Here is a 16901-nt window from a genome sequence, read left to right as displayed (position 1 = left end):
GCTATGCTCAACTATCGTTCCGTTCTCTATATTCTGGGGATGATGCTGTCGAAGGTGGCGCTGCTGATGTATGTGCCCCTACTCTATGCGTTGCTAACTGGCACCGGTGGCGTCTACGAGTTTCTCCAGGCGGTAATCATCACGCATCTGATCGCACTGTTTCTGATCGCCCAAGGACGTGGGCAGAAGTTTTCCCTGCGTATCCGTGATATGTTTCTGACCACCACCCTAGCATGGCTGACAGCCTGTTGCTTCGGTGCCTTGCCTTTCGTGTTCATCAAACACATCACCTTCACTGATGCCTTTTTCGAGACCATGTCCGGGTTAACCACCACCGGCTCTTCGGTACTCTCTAATCTTAATCAAATGGAGCCGAGCGTGCTGTTATGGCGCTCGCTGCTCCAGTGGCTAGGCGGCGTCGGGTTTATTGTCATGGCCGTCGCCATTCTCCCTTTCCTCGACGTGGGGGGGATGCGCCTATTCCATACTGAGTCCTCCGATTGGTCGGAGAAATCCTCACCACGGATGAAAGATGTCGCCAAAGGCATCATGGCGGTATACGCGGTGCTCACCTTCTTGTGTTATCTCGGTTATCGTTATGCCGGTATGAGCAACTTCGACGCGGTCAACCATGCCTTCGCCACCATCTCCACCGGAGGCTTCTCGACTAACGATAAGTCGATGGCAGCCTACTCCGTGCTAGCTCAATGGAACGCCATTATTTTTATGTTCCTCGGCTCGTTGCCTTTCCTCCTGTTCATCCAGGTACTGCGCCAACGCAGCTTCAAAGTATTAGTGCGCGACCAACAGGTGGTCGGCTTTAGCCGTTTCGTGCTGGTCATCGGGCTCATTCTTACCCTATGGCTATGGCACAAGCACATCTTCGACTTCGAAGACAGCTTACGCATAGCCTTCTTCAATCTGATCAACATTCTGTCGACCACCGGCTATTCGCTAGGTAACTTCGATCAGTGGACCCCCTTCACCACCGTGCTCTTCGCTTCGGTGATGCTGCTCGGCGGCTGTTCCGGCTCCACCGCCGGAGGGATCAAGATGTTTCGCGTACAGATCGGCTTTGAAAGCCTGCACATCGAGGTCCGCAAGCTGATCCATCCCAATGCCGTATTCCCACGCCGCTACAATAATCGGCCGATTACCAATGAGGTAAGCCGCTCGGTCATCGCCTTTATGATGGCGTTCATCGCCATTACCATGCTGATCGCCGCCGTTCTCGGCCTATGTGGCGTCGATGCACTATCGGCGATCACCGGTGCTATGACCGCAATGGCTAACGTTGGTCCAGGGATGGGACCATTGATCGGCCCAAGCGGCAACTTCGCCCCGCTGCCCGACGTCGCCAAGTGGGCCTTGGCGCTCGGTATGCTACTTGGCCGGCTCGAAGTCATGACTATGCTGGTACTGTTCTTCCCTAGTTTCTGGAGGCGCTGATCTCCCCCCACTCGCCGCCTAGCAAAGTGGCGGCGAGTGATTACACTTAGAGTAGGATTCGTTTAGGGGGTAGCTATGAGCTTACTGAAAGAGTTTCGTGAATTCGCCATGCGTGGCAATGTGGTTGACATGGCCGTCGGTGTCATCATCGGCGCCGCATTTGGCAAGATCGTCTCTTCTCTCGTTGGCGATGTGATCATGCCGTTACTGGGGCTACTGATTGGTGGGGTCGACTTCAAGCAGTTCCATTGGGTGCTGCGCGAAGCCGCCAATGGGGCTCCGGCCGTGGTGGTCAACTACGGTCAGTTTATCCAGACGATCTTCGACTTCGTCATCGTCGCCTTCGCGATCTTCATGGCCATCAAACTGATGAACAAGCTGCGTCGCCAGAAAGCAGAAACACCGGCCGCGCCACCGGCGCCCAGCGCCGAAACGGTGCTATTGAGCGAGATCCGTGACCTTCTGCAAGCACAGCAGAACAAACAGCCGTAAACCAGACCATCCGGCGAGGGGCAGCCCTGCCCTTCATTTTTTTCTCGCCCCTTACTCCCGCGCAGAGGACGAGAAGTGAGCGCGCAAGTCGATGCGTGGCAGCAAGACTTCCGCGCCACTCTCTAAGGCTTCCAGGATAGAACAATAAGCGCTGCTGTGCGCGCTACCGCAACAAGCTGCACTCAGACGCCGCAACGAGTCACGCATATGCTCCAATTCACGTAATTTCTCCTCAACCTCGCGCAGGCGCCGCTCCACAATAGCTTTCGACTCCTGACAAGTATGGTGTGCCGGATCGACGCGAATAGAGAGTAACTCACGGATCGCTTCCAATGGTAAGCCGAGATGCTTGGCATAGCGAATAAAACGCAGACGCTGCAAATCGGCGTCACTATACAGCCGATAGCCTCCCTCGGTACGTACCTCATGCGCCATCATCTGCTGCTTCTCATAGTAGCGGATGGTATCCGGCGTCACTCCGGCCAGCTTTGCCAATTGTCCTATGCGATACATTGCTACTCCTCGCTTTTACACAGTCGGTTGCGTAGTGGTATGCCATAGCTACCGCGCAGGAAGGCCGTATCCATCCCAGCCTGACGCAGACGTAACTCCAGTAGTGCCAGCCGTTTACTCAACGCACTGTAGTCAGGGTGATCCGTTTGAATGCTGTGCAACATCTCGGCCAGGGAGAGCGCCTCGCGCCGCTGTTCCAATTCCGGTGGCAAGCAACCGGCATTTTTCAACAGGCGATACCCAGCCCGCAACTGCGCGGGGATATGACTATCATCATCCAGAGACAGGGGCTTCCCTTCACCGGGTAGGGCAGAAAGCTCGCCTCGCGCCTGAGCCTCGACAATATGACGCTCGGCCCACTCATCGATAATCGACATAATGATCTCGTTTAACTTACTCCCAGCAGAGTAAAACCAGACGAGGGGAAATGAAAGGATAAAAAATACAATAAAAAAGCCGGGCCAAAGGCCCGGCTTCCTTAATGCTTCAGCAGATTACTCTGCGGCAGCTTCTGCTTCAGATACAGAACGATCAACCAGCTCGATGTAAGCCATCGGCGCGTTGTCGCCTGCACGGAAGCCACACTTCAGAATGCGAGTGTAGCCACCGGCACGGCTCGCGAAGCGCGGGCCCAGCTCGTTAAACAGTTTTGCCACGATCTCGTTATCACGAGTACGGGCGAATGCCAGACGACGGTTAGCAACGCTGTCGGTCTTGGCAAGAGTAATCAGCGGCTCAACCACGCGACGCAGCTCTTTCGCTTTAGGCAGGGTCGTCTTGATGATTTCATGACGAACCAGAGAGCCGGCCATGTTGCGGAACATAGCCTGGCGATGGCTGCTGTTGCGGTTCAGTTGACGACCACTCTTACGATGGCGCATGACCTTATCCTTCTCAGTAAAACCTTAACCTGTGATCCAGTTACTCGTCAGCGATACTTGCCGGCGGCCAGTTTTCCAGGCGCATGCCCAGAGACAGACCGCGTGAGGCCAGCACGTCTTTAATCTCGGTAAGAGATTTTTTACCCAGGTTCGGCGTTTTCAGCAACTCAACCTCGGTACGCTGTACCAGATCACCGATGTAGTGGATAGCTTCTGCCTTCAGGCAGTTCGCAGAGCGGACAGTCAATTCCAGATCGTCAACAGGGCGCAGCAGGATCGGATCGAACTCAGGCTTCTCTTCTTTCACTTCCGGCTGACGTACATCACGCAGGTCAACGAAAGCTTCCAGTTGTTCAGCCAGGATAGTTGCCGCACGGCGGATCGACTCTTCCGGGTCAATAGTACCGTTGGTTTCCATCTCGATGACCAGCTTGTCCAGGTCGGTGCGCTGCTCAACACGCGCTGCTTCAACATTGTAGGCAATACGCTCTACAGGGCTGTAGCAGGCGTCGACCAGCAGACGACCGATCGGGCGCTCATCTTCTTCCGAATGAATTCGGGCAGACGCCGGCACATAACCACGACCACGCTGAACTTTGATACGCATATTGATAGATGCGTTGTCATCGGTCAGGTGACAGATCACATGATGCGGCTTGACGATTTCGACATCACCGTCGTGGGTAATGTCGGCTGCAGTCACAGGGCCAATGCCAGATTTATTCAGGGTAAGAATTACTTCATCTTTGCCTTGAACTTTCACCGCCAGCCCTTTCAGGTTGAGCAGGATTTCCAGGATATCTTCCTGTACGCCTTCTTTGGTGCTGTACTCGTGCAGTACACCATCAATCTCAACCTCGGTCACCGCGCAACCCGGCATGGATGAAAGCAGAATACGGCGCAGTGCGTTACCAAGAGTATGGCCAAAGCCACGCTCTAACGGCTCAAGGGTCACCTTGGCGTGCGTCGAACTCAGTTGCTCGATATCTACCAGGCGCGGTTTTAGAAACTCTGTCACAGAACCCTGCATTGTGTCCTCTCTTTGGTACTAAGCTTTACTTGGAGTAAAGCTCGACGATCAGGTGTTCGTTAATGTCCGCAGACAGGTCGGAACGTTCAGGCTGACGCTTGAACACACCTTCCATTTTAGCAGCATCAACTTCCAGCCAAGTCGGCTTTTCACGCTGCTCAGCCAGCTCCAGAGCGGCTTTAACGCGAGACTGCTTCTTCGCTTTCTCACGGACGCTGACTACGTCATTCGGAGATACCTGATAAGAAGCGATGTTAACAACGCGACCGTTTACTACGATAGCCTTGTGGCTAACCAGTTGGCGTGCTTCTGCGCGAGTCGCACCGAAGCCCATACGGTAAACAACGTTGTCCAGACGACCTTCCAGCAGAGCCAACAGGTTTTCACCGGTGTTGCCTTTCAGACGTGCTGCTTCTTTGTAGTAGTTACGGAACTGACGCTCCAGGACGCCGTAAATACGACGAACTTTTTGCTTCTCACGCAACTGAACACCGTAGTCAGACAGACGCGGCTTGCGCGCACCGTGCTGGCCAGGTGCCTGTTCAATTTTACACTTGGAATCGATCGCGCGAACACCTGACTTCAGGAACAGGTCGGTGCCCTCACGACGGCTCAGCTTGAGCTTAGGACCCAAATATCTTGCCATTTTCTTTCTCCAACTATCCGAGAAACGACGTTATACGCGACGTTTCTTCGGCGGACGACAACCGTTATGAGGGATCGGAGTCACATCAGTGATGTTCGTGATGCGGAAACCGGCCGCGTTCAGAGCGCGGATGGTAGATTCGCGACCCGGACCCGGTCCTTTAACCATAACTTCCAGATTCTTGATACCGTACTCTTTTACAGCTTCAGCGCAGCGCTCTGCTGCAACCTGAGCGGCAAACGGAGTAGATTTACGAGAACCACGGAAACCGGAACCACCGGCTGTTGCCCAACCCAGTGCGTTACCCTGACGATCAGTAATGGTAACGATGGTGTTGTTGAAAGAAGCATGGATGTGAGCCACACCGTCAGATACTTGCTTTCTTACGCGCTTGCGTGCACGAATTGGTGCTTTTGCCATTGTTCAATCACCCCGACTATTTCTTGATCGGTTTACGCGGACCCTTACGGGTACGTGCGTTGGTCTTAGTACGCTGACCGCGAACCGGCAGACCACGACGATGGCGTAAACCACGATAGCTACCAAGGTCCATCAGACGCTTGATGCTCAGGGTAATCTCACGACGCAGATCGCCTTCTACACTGTATTTGGCGACTTCGTCACGCAGCTTCTCGATTTGCTCTTCAGACAGCTCACTGATCTTAACATTTTCGGCAATACCCGTAGCGGCACAGATAGCCTGAGAACGGGTTTTACCGATACCGAAGATCGCGGTCAGCGCGATCACGGTATGTTTGTGATCAGGAATGTTAATGCCTGCTATACGGGCCACTATGCACTCCTAGATTAATATACGACGGCACCACTCTGAAAAGCCCGTTTTCAGGATACTCAAATGGCACCGTTGCAACAAACAAAAGATTGGCTGGCTAATCTAGCCAGCTCAACCCAACTTTGCAAGAAAAATATGCGAGATAATCAGCCTTGACGCTGCTTATGCTTCGGTTCTACGCTGCAAATCACACGCACAACACCGTTGCGCTTAACGATTTTGCAGTTACGGCATAATTTCTTGACGGAAGCACGAACTTTCATTTTACTCTCCGTAACTTCTCAAACTCACCTGGATTAGCGCTTATCGCCTTTCAGGTTCGCTTTCTTCAATGCAGACTCGTACTGACTAGACATCATCAGAGTTTGCACTTGAGCCATAAAGTCCATGATGACAACCACTACGATGAGTAGTGAAGTACCACCGAAATAGAACGGTACTTTCATCGCATCACGCATGAACTCCGGGATCAGGCAGATAAATGTAATGTACAGCGCACCAACCAGAGTCAGACGGGTCATTACCTTATCGATGTACTTCGCCGTTTGCTCTCCCGGACGAATTCCTGGTACAAATGCACCGGACTTCTTCAGGTTATCCGCTGTTTCACGCGGGTTGAAAACCAACGCCGTGTAGAAGAAACAGAAGAAGATGATTGCAGACGCATAGAGTAACACATAAAGCGGTTGCCCAGGCTGCAAATACAGCGAAATTGTAGTCAGCCAGTTCCAACCTGTACCGCCCCCAAACCAAGACGCAATCGTGGCCGGGAACAGAATGATGCTGGAAGCGAAGATTGCCGGGATAACCCCTGCCATATTCACTTTCAACGGCAAATGTGTGCTCTGTGCTGCATAAACACGACGACCTTGCTGACGTTTGGCATAGTTAACGACGATACGACGCTGACCACGCTCCACGAAAACAACGAAGAAGGTTACTGCGAATACTAATACTGCAACCAACAGCAACAGAAGGAAGTGCAGGTCGCCCTGCCGCGCCTGCTCGATAGTATGGCCAATTGCCGGCGGAAGACCCGCCACAATCCCTGCGAAGATAATGATCGAAATACCGTTACCGATACCGCGCTCAGTAATCTGTTCACCCAACCACATCAGGAACATTGTCCCGGTGACCAAGCTCACTACCGCAGTGAAGTAGAATGCAAAGCCCGGATTAATCACCAGACCCTGCATCCCAGGCATATTCGGCAAACCGGTAGCGATACCGATCGACTGGAATATGGCCAGCACCAGCGTGCCGTAACGGGTGTACTGACTAATCTTACGACGGCCAGCCTCCCCTTCTTTCTTGATCTCTGCCAAGGCGGGGTGAACCACCGTCAGCAGTTGGATGATGATCGACGCCGAAATGTACGGCATGATCCCCAACGCAAAGATAGAAGCACGGCTCAGAGCACCACCGGAAAACATGTTGAACATGTCGATGATGGTGCCCTGCTGTTGCTCAAGCAGTTTGGCAAGTACAGCGGCATCAATACCAGGGATCGGAATAAAAGAGCCAATGCGGAAAACAATCAGCGCCCCAATAACAAACAACAGTCTGCGCTTGAGTTCGCCCAGTCCACCTTTGGCACTTTGAAAATCTAATCCCGGTTGTTTAGCCATCTGCTACTTATTCCTCGATTTTACCGCCAGCAGCTTCAATCGCAGCACGAGCGCCTTTGGACACACGCAGACCGCGCAGAGTTACTGCACGATTGATTTCGCCAGACAGCATAACTTTGGCGAATTCGATCTGCGGGCCAATCACATTAGCCGCTTTCAGCACGTTCAGGTCGATAACGTCGCCTTCGATCATAGCGATCTCAGACAGACGAATTTCAGCAGTCACCATCGCTTTGCGAGAGGTGAAGCCGAACTTCGGCAGACGACGGTACAGCGGCATCTGGCCACCTTCGAACCCGCGACGTACGCCACCGCCAGAACGAGACTTCTGACCTTTGTGACCACGGCCACCGGTTTTACCCAGGCCAGAACCGATACCACGACCCAGACGCTTGGAAGCGTGCTTGGAGCCTTCGGCCGGAGACAGAGTATTCAAACGCATCTGTTACTCCTCAACTTTAACCATGTAGGAAACCGCGTTGATCATACCACGAACGGCAGGAGTATCCTCACGCTCTACGGTGTGACCGATGCGACGCAGACCCAGGCCAAGCAGCGTTGCCTTGTGTTTCGGCAGACGGCCGATCGCACTGCGGGTTTGAGTAATTTTAATAGTCTTTGCCATGGTCTATTACCCCAGAATTTCTTCAACGGATTTACCACGCTTGGCAGCGACCATTTCCGGAGATTTCATACTTTCCAGACCGTCGATAGTTGCACGAACCACGTTAATCGGGTTAGTGGAACCATATGCTTTAGCCAGAACGTTACGAACTCCAGCGACTTCCAGGACGGCGCGCATTGCACCACCGGCGATGATACCGGTACCTTCAGAAGCCGGCTGCATGAACACGCGAGAACCCGTGTGAGCGCCCTTAACCGGGTGCTGCAGAGTGCCGCTGTTCAGCGCGACGTTGATCATGTTGCGACGAGCTTTCTCCATCGCTTTCTGGATCGCTGCCGGAACTTCACGGGCTTTGCCGTAACCAAAACCGACGCGACCGTTGCCATCACCCACTACAGTCAGTGCGGTGAAGCTAAAAATACGGCCACCCTTAACAGTCTTAGATACGCGATTTACCGCGATCAGCTTTTCCTGCAGTTCGCCAGCTTGTTTTTCGATGTGCGACATCTTACACCTCTACCTTAGAACTGAAGGCCAGCTTCACGGGCAGCATCTGCCAGTGCCTGGACACGACCATGATATTGGAAACCAGAGCGATCGAAGGACACGTCCTTGATGCCTTTTTCCAGCGCGCGTTCAGCGATAGCTTTACCTACAGCTGCTGCGGCTTCTTTGTTCCCAGTGTATGTCAGTTGTTCACTGATTGCTTTTTCTACGGTAGAAGCGGCAACCAGGACTTCAGAACCATTCGGGGCAATAACCTGTGCGTAGATGTGACGCGGGGTACGATGTACCACCAGGCGAGTTGCACCCAGCTCTTTGAGCTTGCGGCGTGCGCGGGTCGCACGACGGATACGAGCAGATTTCTTATCCATAGTGTTACCTTACTTCTTCTTAGCCTCTTTGGTACGCACGACTTCGTCGGCGTAACGGACACCTTTGCCTTTGTACGGCTCAGGACGACGGTAAGCGCGCAGATCCGCTGCAACCTGACCGATCAGCTGTTTATCAGCGCCTTTCAGCACGATTTCAGTCTGAGACGGACATTCAGCAGTGATGCCTGCCGGCAGCGTATGATCAACCGGGTGAGAGAAGCCCAGGGCCAGGTTCACCACGTTGCCTTTAATCGCTGCACGATAACCAACACCTACCAGCTGCAGCTTCTTAGTGAAGCCTTCGGTAACACCGATAACCATTGAGTTCAGCAGTGCACGAGCGGTACCCGCCTGGGCCCAACCGTCCACAAAGCCTTCACGCGGACCAAAGGTCAGTGCGTTATCAGCATGCTTAATTTCAACAGCGTCGTTGATAGTACGAGTCAGCTCGCCGTTTTTACCCTTGATCGAAATAACCTGACCGTTGAGTTTTACCTCTACGCCGGCAGGAATGACGACGGGTGCTTTTGCAACACGAGACATTCTTTCCTCCGATTACGCTACGTAGCAGATAATCTCGCCACCCAAGCCAGCTTGGCGGGCAGCACGATCAGTCATGACACCTTTAGAGGTAGAAACAACTGCGATACCCAGACCGGCCATAACTTTCGGCAGCTCATCTTTTTTCTTATAGATGCGCAGACCAGGGCGGCTGATACGCTGAATGCTTTCTACTACCGGCTTGCCCTGGAAGTACTTCAGTACCAGTTCCAGAACAGGCTTGGCGTCGCCTTCGATTTTGAAATCTTCAATAAAACCTTCTTCCTTCAGCACGTTGGCAATTGCCACTTTCAGCTTGGAGGAAGGCATGGTGACCGCAACTTTGTTCGCGGCCTGACCGTTACGGATACGGGTCAGCATATCCGCGATCGGATCTTGCATGCTCATCTGTCTTTACTCCCGTGATTCAATTGGTGACAATTACCAGCTAGCCTTTTTCAGACCCGGAATTTCACCGCGCATAGCGGCTTCACGGACCTTGATACGGCTCAACCCGAACTTACGCAGGAAAGCGTGCGGACGGCCAGTTTGGCGGCAGCGGTTACGCTGACGGCTCGGGCTGGAATCACGCGGCAGAGTCTGCAGCTTAAGAACCGCATTCCAACGATCTTCGTCGGAAGCGTTGACATCAGAGATGATAGCCTTCAGTTCAGCGCGTTTGGCAAAGAACTTTTCAGCTAATTTCACGCGCTTGACTTCGCGTGCTTTCATGGATTGCTTAGCCATTAGTAACCCTACCTTACTTGCGGAACGGGAAGTTAAAAGCAGTCAGCAGCGCACGGCCTTCTTCGTCGGTTTTCGCAGTAGTGGTAATGGTGATGTCCAAACCACGAACGCGGTCGACTTTGTCATAGTCGATTTCCGGGAAGATAATCTGCTCACGTACGCCCATGCTGTAGTTACCACGGCCGTCGAAAGACTTCGCGGACAGGCCACGGAAGTCACGGATACGCGGTACAGCAATAGAGATCAGACGCTCAAAGAACTCCCACATGCGTTCGCCACGCAGAGTTACTTTACAGCCGATCGGATAGCCCTGACGGATTTTGAAGCCTGCAACTGATTTGCGTGCTTTGGTGATCAGCGGTTTTTGACCGGAGATTGCTGCCAGGTCAGCTGCTGCGTTATCCAGCAGTTTCTTGTCAGCGATCGCTTCACCAACACCCATGTTCAGGGTGATCTTCTCGACCCGAGGGACTTGCATGACAGAATTGTAGTTAAACTCAGTCATGAGTTTTTTAACTACTTCGTCTTTGTAGTAATCATGCAGTTTCGCCATCGTACTACTCCAAATTACTTGATAGTTTCGCCATTGGACTTGAAGAAACGGACTTTTTTGCCGTCTTCAAACCGAAAGCCTACACGGTCCGCTTTACCGGTCGCCGCATTGAAGATTGCAACGTTGGAAACCTGAATAGCGGCTTCTTTTTCAACGATGCCACCCGGTTGGTTCAGGGCCGGAACCGGCTTCTGATGTTTCTTAACCAGGTTGATGCCTTCAACGACAACTTTACCAGAAGACAGGACGTTTTTTACTTTACCGCGCTTACCTTTGTCTTTGCCGGTCAGCACGATTACTTCGTCATCACGACGGATTTTCGCTGCCATGGATTCGCTCCTTAGAGTACTTCTGGTGCCAGAGAGATGATTTTCATGAACTTTTCAGAACGCAGTTCACGAGTCACCGGCCCAAAAATACGCGTACCGATCGGCTGCTCACTGTTGTTGTTCAACAGTACACAAGCATTGCCGTCAAAGCGAACGACAGATCCGTCAGGGCGACGAACACCCTTCTTGGTGCGCACCACTACCGCCTTCAGCACATCACCTTTTTTGACCTTACCACGCGGAATTGCTTCCTTGATGGTGATCTTGATGATATCGCCGATGCCTGCGTAGCGACGGTGCGAGCCACCCAGAACCTTGATACACATTACGCGACGCGCGCCGGAGTTATCGGCGACGTTCAGCATAGTCTGTTCTTGGATCATTTCAGTGCTCCGCTAATGTCAACTACTACTTCGAGACCCAGTTGGGCCGTTAAAAATCCCCATGATTGAGGGCGCAGCATTATAACACCGCTTCCAGAATATGGGTAGAAAAAATAAACGGCTCAAAATCTGAGCCGTTTATCATTGCCGAGACAGTGTACTGTATTACAGAACAGCTTTCTCTACAACGCGAACCAGCGTCCAGGATTTGGTCTTGGACAGCGGACGGCATTCGCGGATTTCTACCACGTCACCGATACCGCATTCGTTGTTCTCGTCATGTACGTGCAGTTTGGTCGTACGTTTGATGAATTTACCGTAGATCGGGTGCTTCACCATGCGCTCGATAGCAACAACAATGGATTTCTCCATTTTGTCGCTAACAACACGACCTTGCAGAGTACGGATTTTATCGGTCATTACGCACCCGCCTTCTCGTTCAGTAAAGTCTTAACACGTGCGATATTACGACGCACTTGCTTCAACAGGTGAGACTGTTGCAGCTGGCCGCCTGCTGCCTGCATGCGCAGATTAAACTCTTCGCGCAGCAAGTTCAGCAGCTCGGTGTTCAGCTCTTCAACACTCTTCTCACGCAGCTCGTTTGCTTTCATTACATCACCGTCTTAGTTACAAAGGTGGTTTTGATAGGCAGTTTCGCTGCTGCCAGTTTGAAGGCCTCACGGGCCAGCTCTTCAGGCACACCGTCCATCTCGTACAGGACTTTACCCGGCTGAATCAGGGCTACCCAGTACTCAACGTTACCTTTACCTTTACCCATACGAACGGCCAGCGGTTTCTCAGTGATCGGCTTGTCCGGGAACACGCGAATCCAGATTTTACCCTGACGCTTAACAGCACGCGTCATTGCACGACGTGCTGCTTCGATTTGGCGGGCAGTCAGACGGCCACGGCCAACAGCTTTCAGACCGAAAGTGCCGAAGCTAACATCCGTACCCTGCGCCAGACCGCGGTTACGGCCTTTATGCACTTTACGGAATTTTGTACGCTTAGGTTGTAACATCAGCGACTCTCCTTACTTGCGGCCTTTACGCTGCTGCTTCTTAGGCTGAGCAGCCGGTTTTTCCGGTTGTTCAACAGCAGCCATACCACCCAGGATCTCACCTTTGAAGATCCATACCTTAACGCCGATTACACCATAAGTGGTGTGCGCTTCAGAGGTGTTGTAGTCGATGTCCGCACGCAGCGTGTGCAACGGTACACGACCTTCACGGTACCATTCAGTACGCGCGATCTCAGCACCGCCCAGGCGGCCGCTGACTTCAACTTTGATACCTTTAGCGCCCAGACGCATAGCGTTCTGTACAGCACGCTTCATAGCACGGCGGAACATAACGCGACGTTCCAGCTGAGAAGTGATGCTGTCAGCCACCAGTTTGGCGTCCAGTTCCGGTTTACGCACTTCGGCGATGTTGATCTGTGCCGGGACGCCTGCAATTTCTGCAACGCCCTTGCGCAGTTTTTCTACGTCTTCGCCTTTCTTACCGATAACGATACCCGGGCGAGCGGTGTGAATGGTCACACGAATGCTCTTCGCCGGACGCTCGATCACGATGCGAGAAACGGACGCTTTTTCCAGCTCTTTGTTCAGGAACTGACGAACTTTAAAGTCGCTGTCCAGGTTGTCAGCGAATTCTTTAGTATTCGCATACCAGGTAGAGTTCCAAGGCTTCACAATACCCAGGCGAATACCATTAGGATGTACTTTCTGACCCATTGCTAGTCTCCAGAGTCTCAGCGATCGGACACAACCACAGTAATGTGGCTGGTGCGCTTCAGGATACGATCAGCGCGACCTTTTGCACGCGGCATGATGCGCTTCATGGTCGGGCCTTCGTCGACGAAGATCTTGGATACTTTCAGATCATCGATGTCAGCGCCATCGTTGTGTTCTGCGTTAGCAATGGCAGATTCCAGAACCTTCTTGACCAATACAGCCGCTTTCTTGTTGGTGTAGGTCAGAATTTCCAGAGCCTGTGACACTTTCTTACCGCGGATCAGGTCAGCCACCAGGCGAACCTTCTGAGCAGAAGAGCGAGCATGGCAATGCTTGGCAATAGTTTCCATCTCTTCCTCCTACCTTATTTCTTTTTGGCTTTTTTATCAGCCGCATGGCCGCGATAAGTACGAGTCGGCGCGAATTCACCCAGCTTGTGGCCGACCATCTCGTCGACGACAAACACCGGTACGTGCTGACGACCATTATGGACAGCGATGGTCAAACCGATCATGTTTGGAAAGACCGTTGAACGACGGGACCAAGTCTTAAGTGGCTTTTTGTCTCCGCTTTCCACCGCTTTCTCTACCTTCTTCAGCAAGTGCAGGTCAATAAAAGGACCTTTCTTGAGAGAACGTGGCATGGTTTATCCTCTAATTATTTTTTACTACGGCGACGTACGATGAATTTATCAGTACGCTTATTGCTGCGGGTCTTCTTACCTTTGGTCTGAACGCCCCACGGAGTTACCGGGTGCTTACCAAAGTTACGACCTTCACCACCACCGTGCGGGTGGTCTACCGGGTTCATCGCCGTACCGCGAACGGTCGGACGAACACCACGCCAGCGTGCAGCACCTGCTTTACCCAGAACGCGCAGCATGTGCTCAGCGTTACCGACTTCGCCCAGAGTGGCGCGGCAGTCAGCCGGGATTTTACGCATTTCGCCAGAGCGCAGACGCAGAGTGACATAAGCACCTTCACGCGCAACGATCTGAACGTAAGCACCAGCGGAACGAGCCAGCTGGCCACCTTTACCCGGCTTCATTTCTACGTTATGAACGGTAGAACCAACCGGAATGTTGCGCATCGGCAGGGTGTTACCAGCCTTGATCGCAGCGTCGACGCCAGATTGAATCTGATCGCCAGCTTTCAGGCCTTTCGGCGCCAGGATGTAACGGCGCTCGCCGTCTTTGTACAGAACCAGCGCGATATTCGCGGAGCGGTTCGGATCGTACTCCAGACGCTCAACTACAGCCGGGATACCGTCTTTATTGCGTTTGAAGTCAATCAGACGATACTGCTGCTTGTGACCACCACCGATGTGACGAGTGGTGATACGGCCGTTGTTGTTACGACCACCGCTCTTGCTGTTTTTTTCCAGCAGCGGGGCGAAAGGTTTGCCCTTGTGCAGCTCAGGGTTAACCACTTTAACAACGTGGCGACGACCCGGAGATGTCGGTTTACATTTAACAATTGCCATTGTTCGCTACTCCTCCGACTTACTCTGCGCCGCCGATGAAGTCCAGATTCTGGCCTTCTTTCAGGGTGACGTAAGCTTTTTTCCAGTCGCTACGACGACCGATACGCTGACCGTGACGCTTCACTTTCCCCTTAACAACCAGGGTGCGAACGGTGTCAACTTCAACTTCGAACAGTTTCTTAACTGCGGCTTTGATTTCTGCTTTGGTTGCATCAGTAGCAACTTTGAGAACGATGGTGTTGTTCTTTTCCATCGCCATAGACGCTTTTTCAGAAACGTGCGGCGCGCGCAGTACTTTCAGCAGACGTTCTTCACGGATCATGCCAGCATCTCCTCAACTTGCTTAACAGCGTCAGCAGTCATAACCACTTTGTCGAAGGCGATCAGGCTAACCGGGTCGATGCCTGCTACGTCGCGTACGTCAACCTTGAACAGGTTGCGAGCGGCCAGGAACAGGTTCTCGTCGACTTCGCTGGTTACAATCAGCACATCATCCAGCGCCATCTCTTTCAGTTTCTGTGCCAGCAGCTTGGTTTTCGGTGCTTCAACAGAGAACTTCTCGACGACGATCAGACGATCTTGACGTACCAGTTCGGACAGGATGCTTTTCAGCGCGCCGCGGTACATCTTTTTGTTAACTTTTTGACTGTGATCCTGCGGACGTGCAGCGAAGCTCACACCACCAGAACGCCAGATCGGGCTCTTGATAGAACCAGAACGCGCACGGCCGGTGCCTTTCTGACGCCACGGTTTTTTACCGGAGCCAGTAACTTCAGCACGGGTCTTCTGAGCACGAGTACCCTGACGAGCACCGGCTGCATAAGCCACAACAACCTGGTGAACCAGCGCTTCGTTGAAATCACGACCGAAGGTAGTTTCGGAAACAGTCAGCGCGCTTTGCGCGTCTTTCAATACTAATTCCATTGCTATCTCCTCACGCCTTCACAGCCGGTTTAACGATCAGGTCGCCACCGGTCGCACCCGGGACTGCACCTTTAACCAGCAGCAGGTTGCGCTCAGCGTCAACACGTACTACGTCCAGGCTCTGAACGGTTACACGCTCGTTGCCCAGGTGACCTGCCATTTTCTTACCCTTGAACACTTTGCCCGGAGTCTGGTTCTGACCGATAGAACCCGGAACGCGGTGAGACAGGGAGTTACCATGGGTAGCGTCCTGAGTACGGAAGTTCCAGCGTTTAACAGTGCCGGCGAAACCTTTACCTTTGGAGATACCGGTAACGTCTACTTTCTTAACGTCAGCGAAGATTTCTACGGAGATGTTCTGACCGATGGCGAACTCTTCACCTTCAGACAGACGGAATTCACGCAGAACGCGGCCAGCTTCAACGCCAGCTTTCGCGAAGTGGCCCGCTTCCGGTTTGGTTACACGGTTAGCTTTCTTGCTACCAGTGGTAACCTGGATGGCGCGGTAGCCGTCGTTGTCCAGATCTTTGACCTGAGTAACGCGGTTTGCTTCGATTTCGATAACGGTTACAGGGATAGAAACGCCATCTTCAGTGAAGATGCGGGTCATACCCACTTTTTTCCCGACTAAACCAATCATTGTTTCAACCTCTCAATCGCTCAATGTCCTGATTAACCCAGGCTGATCTGCACGTCTACACCGGCAGCCAGATCCAGACGCATCAGAGCATCAACGGTTTTCTCGGTTGGCTCAACGATGTCAACCAGACGCTTGTGAGTGCGGATTTCGTACTGATCACGCGCGTCTTTGTTGACGTGCGGGGAGATCAGAACGGTGAAGCGCTCTTTGCGGGTCGGCAGCGGGATCGGACCACGGACCTGCGCACCAGTGCGCTTGGCAGTCTCGACGATTTCCGCGGTTGATTGATCGATCAGACGATGATCAAATGCTTTCAGGCGGATACGGATTCTTTGGTTCTGCATGAGACCAGAGCTCCAATTATTTTATAAACGTAGAAAATTACTCCTCGCACCCATTTCGATTGACGGGGGAGTGTAATCGTTCATTTCATAACTCCCATATCGGGAGTATTGTTTGGCGGAAGATACCGCCGCTGATCGAAATCAGGCTGCCAATATTAGGCAAGCCCGCGCATTATACTTAGATCTGGCCAGGAAGCAAGGCCGGATGCAAAATAACCAACGGCAGCGGTACATCGCGCCATAAAAAAGGGCGCCGCAGCGCCCTCTCTTATCATTGCTGTCTATCGATTAC

The 16901-nt window shown here is 52.6% G+C and carries 32 protein-coding genes; 2 read left to right on the top strand and 30 right to left on the bottom strand.

Translation table 11 applies throughout. The annotated features are described in order from the left end of the window. The first annotated feature begins 3 nt into the window (after positions 1-3). Entirely contained in the window at positions 4-1449 is a 1446-nt protein-coding gene (locus tag EHO01S_RS16080) for a TrkH family potassium uptake protein (RefSeq protein WP_024524910.1), read from the top strand. A 75-nt stretch (positions 1450-1524) separates the two neighbouring features. Then, positions 1525-1941, top strand: coding sequence for a large-conductance mechanosensitive channel protein MscL (gene mscL, locus EHO01S_RS16075; RefSeq protein WP_024524909.1), 417 nt, complete (start codon positions 1525-1527; stop codon positions 1939-1941). 51 nt (positions 1942-1992) lie between these two features. Here the strand turns inward: mscL and zntR are convergent, their stop codons facing one another. From zntR to rpsJ, 30 genes are all read right to left on the bottom strand, one after another. After that, entirely contained in the window at positions 1993-2454 is a 462-nt protein-coding gene (gene zntR, locus EHO01S_RS16070; RefSeq protein ID WP_024524908.1) for a Zn(2+)-responsive transcriptional regulator, read from the bottom strand. 2 nt (positions 2455-2456) lie between these two features. Then, positions 2457-2831, bottom strand: coding sequence for a DnaJ family domain-containing protein (locus EHO01S_RS16065; protein WP_024524907.1), 375 nt, complete (start codon positions 2829-2831; stop codon positions 2457-2459). Positions 2832-2948: 117 nt separating this feature from the next. Further along, entirely contained in the window at positions 2949-3335 is a 387-nt protein-coding gene (gene rplQ / locus EHO01S_RS16060) for a 50S ribosomal protein L17 (RefSeq protein ID WP_005297556.1), read from the bottom strand. Positions 3336-3375: 40 nt separating this feature from the next. Then, on the bottom strand, positions 3376-4365 hold the full coding sequence (locus EHO01S_RS16055) for a DNA-directed RNA polymerase subunit alpha (RefSeq protein ID WP_024524906.1): 990 nt from the start codon (positions 4363-4365) through the stop codon (positions 3376-3378). A gap of 25 nt (positions 4366-4390) precedes the next feature. Further along, the gene (gene rpsD, locus EHO01S_RS16050; RefSeq protein ID WP_005290355.1) at positions 4391-5011 is read right to left on the bottom strand and encodes a 30S ribosomal protein S4; all 621 of its coding nucleotides are present in this window, start codon (positions 5009-5011) and stop codon (positions 4391-4393) included. Positions 5012-5041: 30 nt separating this feature from the next. Beyond that, a complete protein-coding gene (gene rpsK, locus EHO01S_RS16045) occupies positions 5042-5431 on the bottom strand; it encodes a 30S ribosomal protein S11 (protein WP_002919257.1) in 390 nt (129 codons plus the stop codon). Positions 5432-5447: 16 nt separating this feature from the next. Then, entirely contained in the window at positions 5448-5804 is a 357-nt protein-coding gene (rpsM, locus tag EHO01S_RS16040) for a 30S ribosomal protein S13 (RefSeq protein ID WP_024524905.1), read from the bottom strand. A 146-nt stretch (positions 5805-5950) separates the two neighbouring features. Beyond that, complete coding sequence (gene rpmJ, locus EHO01S_RS18555; RefSeq protein ID WP_008815462.1) at positions 5951-6067, bottom strand: 50S ribosomal protein L36; 117 nt, start codon at positions 6065-6067, stop codon at positions 5951-5953. A 33-nt stretch (positions 6068-6100) separates the two neighbouring features. Continuing rightward, complete coding sequence (gene secY, locus EHO01S_RS16035) at positions 6101-7432, bottom strand: preprotein translocase subunit SecY (RefSeq protein ID WP_024524904.1); 1332 nt, start codon at positions 7430-7432, stop codon at positions 6101-6103. Positions 7433-7439: 7 nt separating this feature from the next. Beyond that, positions 7440-7874 (bottom strand): 50S ribosomal protein L15, encoded by a 435-nt coding sequence (rplO, locus tag EHO01S_RS16030; RefSeq protein WP_024524903.1) that lies wholly within the window; start codon positions 7872-7874, stop codon positions 7440-7442. A gap of 3 nt (positions 7875-7877) precedes the next feature. Then, entirely contained in the window at positions 7878-8057 is a 180-nt protein-coding gene (gene rpmD, locus EHO01S_RS16025) for a 50S ribosomal protein L30 (RefSeq protein WP_005290362.1), read from the bottom strand. A gap of 6 nt (positions 8058-8063) precedes the next feature. Beyond that, a complete protein-coding gene (gene rpsE / locus EHO01S_RS16020; RefSeq protein WP_005290366.1) occupies positions 8064-8564 on the bottom strand; it encodes a 30S ribosomal protein S5 in 501 nt (166 codons plus the stop codon). A 14-nt stretch (positions 8565-8578) separates the two neighbouring features. Then, positions 8579-8932, bottom strand: a complete 354-nt coding sequence (rplR, locus tag EHO01S_RS16015) for a 50S ribosomal protein L18 (RefSeq protein ID WP_024524902.1) — start codon at positions 8930-8932, stop codon at positions 8579-8581. Between the two features lie 9 nt (positions 8933-8941). Then, positions 8942-9475, bottom strand: a complete 534-nt coding sequence (gene rplF, locus EHO01S_RS16010) for a 50S ribosomal protein L6 (protein ID WP_024524901.1) — start codon at positions 9473-9475, stop codon at positions 8942-8944. 12 nt (positions 9476-9487) lie between these two features. Next, a complete protein-coding gene (rpsH, locus tag EHO01S_RS16005; protein ID WP_005290373.1) occupies positions 9488-9880 on the bottom strand; it encodes a 30S ribosomal protein S8 in 393 nt (130 codons plus the stop codon). Between the two features lie 33 nt (positions 9881-9913). Then, a complete protein-coding gene (rpsN, locus tag EHO01S_RS16000) occupies positions 9914-10219 on the bottom strand; it encodes a 30S ribosomal protein S14 (protein ID WP_005290375.1) in 306 nt (101 codons plus the stop codon). A gap of 13 nt (positions 10220-10232) precedes the next feature. Next, on the bottom strand, positions 10233-10772 hold the full coding sequence (gene rplE / locus EHO01S_RS15995; RefSeq protein ID WP_024524900.1) for a 50S ribosomal protein L5: 540 nt from the start codon (positions 10770-10772) through the stop codon (positions 10233-10235). Positions 10773-10786: 14 nt separating this feature from the next. After that, a complete protein-coding gene (gene rplX / locus EHO01S_RS15990) occupies positions 10787-11101 on the bottom strand; it encodes a 50S ribosomal protein L24 (protein ID WP_005290378.1) in 315 nt (104 codons plus the stop codon). 11 nt (positions 11102-11112) lie between these two features. Further along, positions 11113-11484 carry a 50S ribosomal protein L14 gene (rplN, locus tag EHO01S_RS15985; RefSeq protein WP_005290380.1) on the bottom strand — a complete coding sequence of 124 codons (372 nt, stop codon included), beginning with the start codon at positions 11482-11484 and terminating at the stop codon, positions 11113-11115. A gap of 165 nt (positions 11485-11649) precedes the next feature. Further along, the gene (gene rpsQ / locus EHO01S_RS15980) at positions 11650-11904 is read right to left on the bottom strand and encodes a 30S ribosomal protein S17 (protein ID WP_005290382.1); all 255 of its coding nucleotides are present in this window, start codon (positions 11902-11904) and stop codon (positions 11650-11652) included. Then, a complete protein-coding gene (rpmC, locus tag EHO01S_RS15975; protein WP_005290385.1) occupies positions 11904-12095 on the bottom strand; it encodes a 50S ribosomal protein L29 in 192 nt (63 codons plus the stop codon). The genes rpsQ and rpmC overlap by 1 nt, the downstream gene beginning before the upstream one ends. Next, complete coding sequence (rplP, locus tag EHO01S_RS15970; protein ID WP_005290387.1) at positions 12095-12505, bottom strand: 50S ribosomal protein L16; 411 nt, start codon at positions 12503-12505, stop codon at positions 12095-12097. Before rplP ends, rpmC begins: the two co-directional genes overlap by 1 nt. Before the next feature lie 12 nt (positions 12506-12517). Further along, entirely contained in the window at positions 12518-13219 is a 702-nt protein-coding gene (rpsC, locus tag EHO01S_RS15965; RefSeq protein WP_005290389.1) for a 30S ribosomal protein S3, read from the bottom strand. 17 nt (positions 13220-13236) lie between these two features. Then, on the bottom strand, positions 13237-13569 hold the full coding sequence (gene rplV / locus EHO01S_RS15960) for a 50S ribosomal protein L22 (RefSeq protein ID WP_005290391.1): 333 nt from the start codon (positions 13567-13569) through the stop codon (positions 13237-13239). A 14-nt stretch (positions 13570-13583) separates the two neighbouring features. Next, a complete protein-coding gene (gene rpsS, locus EHO01S_RS15955; RefSeq protein ID WP_005290393.1) occupies positions 13584-13862 on the bottom strand; it encodes a 30S ribosomal protein S19 in 279 nt (92 codons plus the stop codon). Between the two features lie 14 nt (positions 13863-13876). After that, entirely contained in the window at positions 13877-14701 is an 825-nt protein-coding gene (gene rplB / locus EHO01S_RS15950) for a 50S ribosomal protein L2 (protein WP_005297575.1), read from the bottom strand. 19 nt (positions 14702-14720) lie between these two features. Beyond that, positions 14721-15023 (bottom strand): 50S ribosomal protein L23, encoded by a 303-nt coding sequence (gene rplW / locus EHO01S_RS15945; RefSeq protein WP_005290397.1) that lies wholly within the window; start codon positions 15021-15023, stop codon positions 14721-14723. Continuing rightward, on the bottom strand, positions 15020-15625 hold the full coding sequence (gene rplD, locus EHO01S_RS15940; RefSeq protein ID WP_024524899.1) for a 50S ribosomal protein L4: 606 nt from the start codon (positions 15623-15625) through the stop codon (positions 15020-15022). The genes rplW and rplD overlap by 4 nt, the downstream gene beginning before the upstream one ends. A gap of 10 nt (positions 15626-15635) precedes the next feature. Continuing rightward, positions 15636-16265 carry a 50S ribosomal protein L3 gene (rplC, locus tag EHO01S_RS15935; RefSeq protein ID WP_024524898.1) on the bottom strand — a complete coding sequence of 210 codons (630 nt, stop codon included), beginning with the start codon at positions 16263-16265 and terminating at the stop codon, positions 15636-15638. A gap of 32 nt (positions 16266-16297) precedes the next feature. Further along, positions 16298-16609 carry a 30S ribosomal protein S10 gene (gene rpsJ / locus EHO01S_RS15930; RefSeq protein ID WP_001181005.1) on the bottom strand — a complete coding sequence of 104 codons (312 nt, stop codon included), beginning with the start codon at positions 16607-16609 and terminating at the stop codon, positions 16298-16300. Between the last annotated feature and the right edge of the window lie 292 nt (positions 16610-16901).

Origin of the sequence: Edwardsiella hoshinae NBRC 105699 = ATCC 33379, assembly GCF_000474215.1 — a bacterium.
Lineage (GTDB): Bacteria > Pseudomonadota > Gammaproteobacteria > Enterobacterales > Enterobacteriaceae > Edwardsiella > Edwardsiella hoshinae.
This window is presented reverse-complemented; position numbering and strand designations above follow the sequence as displayed.

What these genes read in the sequence shown, in the direction of transcription:
- rpmD (WP_005290362.1), bottom strand. Translation starts at nt 8,057, where the DNA reads ATGGCAAAGACTATTAAAATTACTCAAACCCGCAGTGCGATCGGCCGT.
- rpsK (WP_002919257.1), bottom strand. Translation starts at nt 5,431, where the DNA reads ATGGCAAAAGCACCAATTCGTGCACGCAAGCGCGTAAGAAAGCAAGTA.
- secY (WP_024524904.1), bottom strand. Translation starts at nt 7,432, where the DNA reads ATGGCTAAACAACCGGGATTAGATTTTCAAAGTGCCAAAGGTGGACTG.
- rplE (WP_024524900.1), bottom strand. Translation starts at nt 10,772, where the DNA reads ATGGCGAAACTGCATGATTACTACAAAGACGAAGTAGTTAAAAAACTC.
- rpsE (WP_005290366.1), bottom strand. Translation starts at nt 8,564, where the DNA reads ATGTCGCACATCGAAAAACAAGCTGGCGAACTGCAGGAAAAGCTGATC.
- rpsC (WP_005290389.1), bottom strand. Translation starts at nt 13,219, where the DNA reads ATGGGTCAGAAAGTACATCCTAATGGTATTCGCCTGGGTATTGTGAAG.
- rpsS (WP_005290393.1), bottom strand. Translation starts at nt 13,862, where the DNA reads ATGCCACGTTCTCTCAAGAAAGGTCCTTTTATTGACCTGCACTTGCTG.
- rplQ (WP_005297556.1), bottom strand. Translation starts at nt 3,335, where the DNA reads ATGCGCCATCGTAAGAGTGGTCGTCAACTGAACCGCAACAGCAGCCAT.
- EHO01S_RS16080 (WP_024524910.1), top strand. Translation starts at nt 4, where the DNA reads ATGCTCAACTATCGTTCCGTTCTCTATATTCTGGGGATGATGCTGTCG.
- rpsQ (WP_005290382.1), bottom strand. Translation starts at nt 11,904, where the DNA reads ATGACCGATAAAATCCGTACTCTGCAAGGTCGTGTTGTTAGCGACAAA.
- rplX (WP_005290378.1), bottom strand. Translation starts at nt 11,101, where the DNA reads ATGGCAGCGAAAATCCGTCGTGATGACGAAGTAATCGTGCTGACCGGC.
- rpsN (WP_005290375.1), bottom strand. Translation starts at nt 10,219, where the DNA reads ATGGCTAAGCAATCCATGAAAGCACGCGAAGTCAAGCGCGTGAAATTA.
- rplN (WP_005290380.1), bottom strand. Translation starts at nt 11,484, where the DNA reads ATGATCCAAGAACAGACTATGCTGAACGTCGCCGATAACTCCGGCGCG.
- rplD (WP_024524899.1), bottom strand. Translation starts at nt 15,625, where the DNA reads ATGGAATTAGTATTGAAAGACGCGCAAAGCGCGCTGACTGTTTCCGAA.
- zntR (WP_024524908.1), bottom strand. Translation starts at nt 2,454, where the DNA reads ATGTATCGCATAGGACAATTGGCAAAGCTGGCCGGAGTGACGCCGGAT.
- rpsJ (WP_001181005.1), bottom strand. Translation starts at nt 16,609, where the DNA reads ATGCAGAACCAAAGAATCCGTATCCGCCTGAAAGCATTTGATCATCGT.
- EHO01S_RS16065 (WP_024524907.1), bottom strand. Translation starts at nt 2,831, where the DNA reads ATGTCGATTATCGATGAGTGGGCCGAGCGTCATATTGTCGAGGCTCAG.
- rpsH (WP_005290373.1), bottom strand. Translation starts at nt 9,880, where the DNA reads ATGAGCATGCAAGATCCGATCGCGGATATGCTGACCCGTATCCGTAAC.
- rpmJ (WP_008815462.1), bottom strand. Translation starts at nt 6,067, where the DNA reads ATGAAAGTTCGTGCTTCCGTCAAGAAATTATGCCGTAACTGCAAAATC.
- rplW (WP_005290397.1), bottom strand. Translation starts at nt 15,023, where the DNA reads ATGATCCGTGAAGAACGTCTGCTGAAAGTACTGCGCGCGCCGCACGTT.
- rplR (WP_024524902.1), bottom strand. Translation starts at nt 8,932, where the DNA reads ATGGATAAGAAATCTGCTCGTATCCGTCGTGCGACCCGCGCACGCCGC.
- rplP (WP_005290387.1), bottom strand. Translation starts at nt 12,505, where the DNA reads ATGTTACAACCTAAGCGTACAAAATTCCGTAAAGTGCATAAAGGCCGT.
- rplV (WP_005290391.1), bottom strand. Translation starts at nt 13,569, where the DNA reads ATGGAAACTATTGCCAAGCATTGCCATGCTCGCTCTTCTGCTCAGAAG.
- rplC (WP_024524898.1), bottom strand. Translation starts at nt 16,265, where the DNA reads ATGATTGGTTTAGTCGGGAAAAAAGTGGGTATGACCCGCATCTTCACT.
- rpmC (WP_005290385.1), bottom strand. Translation starts at nt 12,095, where the DNA reads ATGAAAGCAAACGAGCTGCGTGAGAAGAGTGTTGAAGAGCTGAACACC.
- rplB (WP_005297575.1), bottom strand. Translation starts at nt 14,701, where the DNA reads ATGGCAATTGTTAAATGTAAACCGACATCTCCGGGTCGTCGCCACGTT.
- rplO (WP_024524903.1), bottom strand. Translation starts at nt 7,874, where the DNA reads ATGCGTTTGAATACTCTGTCTCCGGCCGAAGGCTCCAAGCACGCTTCC.
- rpsD (WP_005290355.1), bottom strand. Translation starts at nt 5,011, where the DNA reads ATGGCAAGATATTTGGGTCCTAAGCTCAAGCTGAGCCGTCGTGAGGGC.
- rplF (WP_024524901.1), bottom strand. Translation starts at nt 9,475, where the DNA reads ATGTCTCGTGTTGCAAAAGCACCCGTCGTCATTCCTGCCGGCGTAGAG.
- EHO01S_RS16055 (WP_024524906.1), bottom strand. Translation starts at nt 4,365, where the DNA reads ATGCAGGGTTCTGTGACAGAGTTTCTAAAACCGCGCCTGGTAGATATC.
- mscL (WP_024524909.1), top strand. Translation starts at nt 1,525, where the DNA reads ATGAGCTTACTGAAAGAGTTTCGTGAATTCGCCATGCGTGGCAATGTG.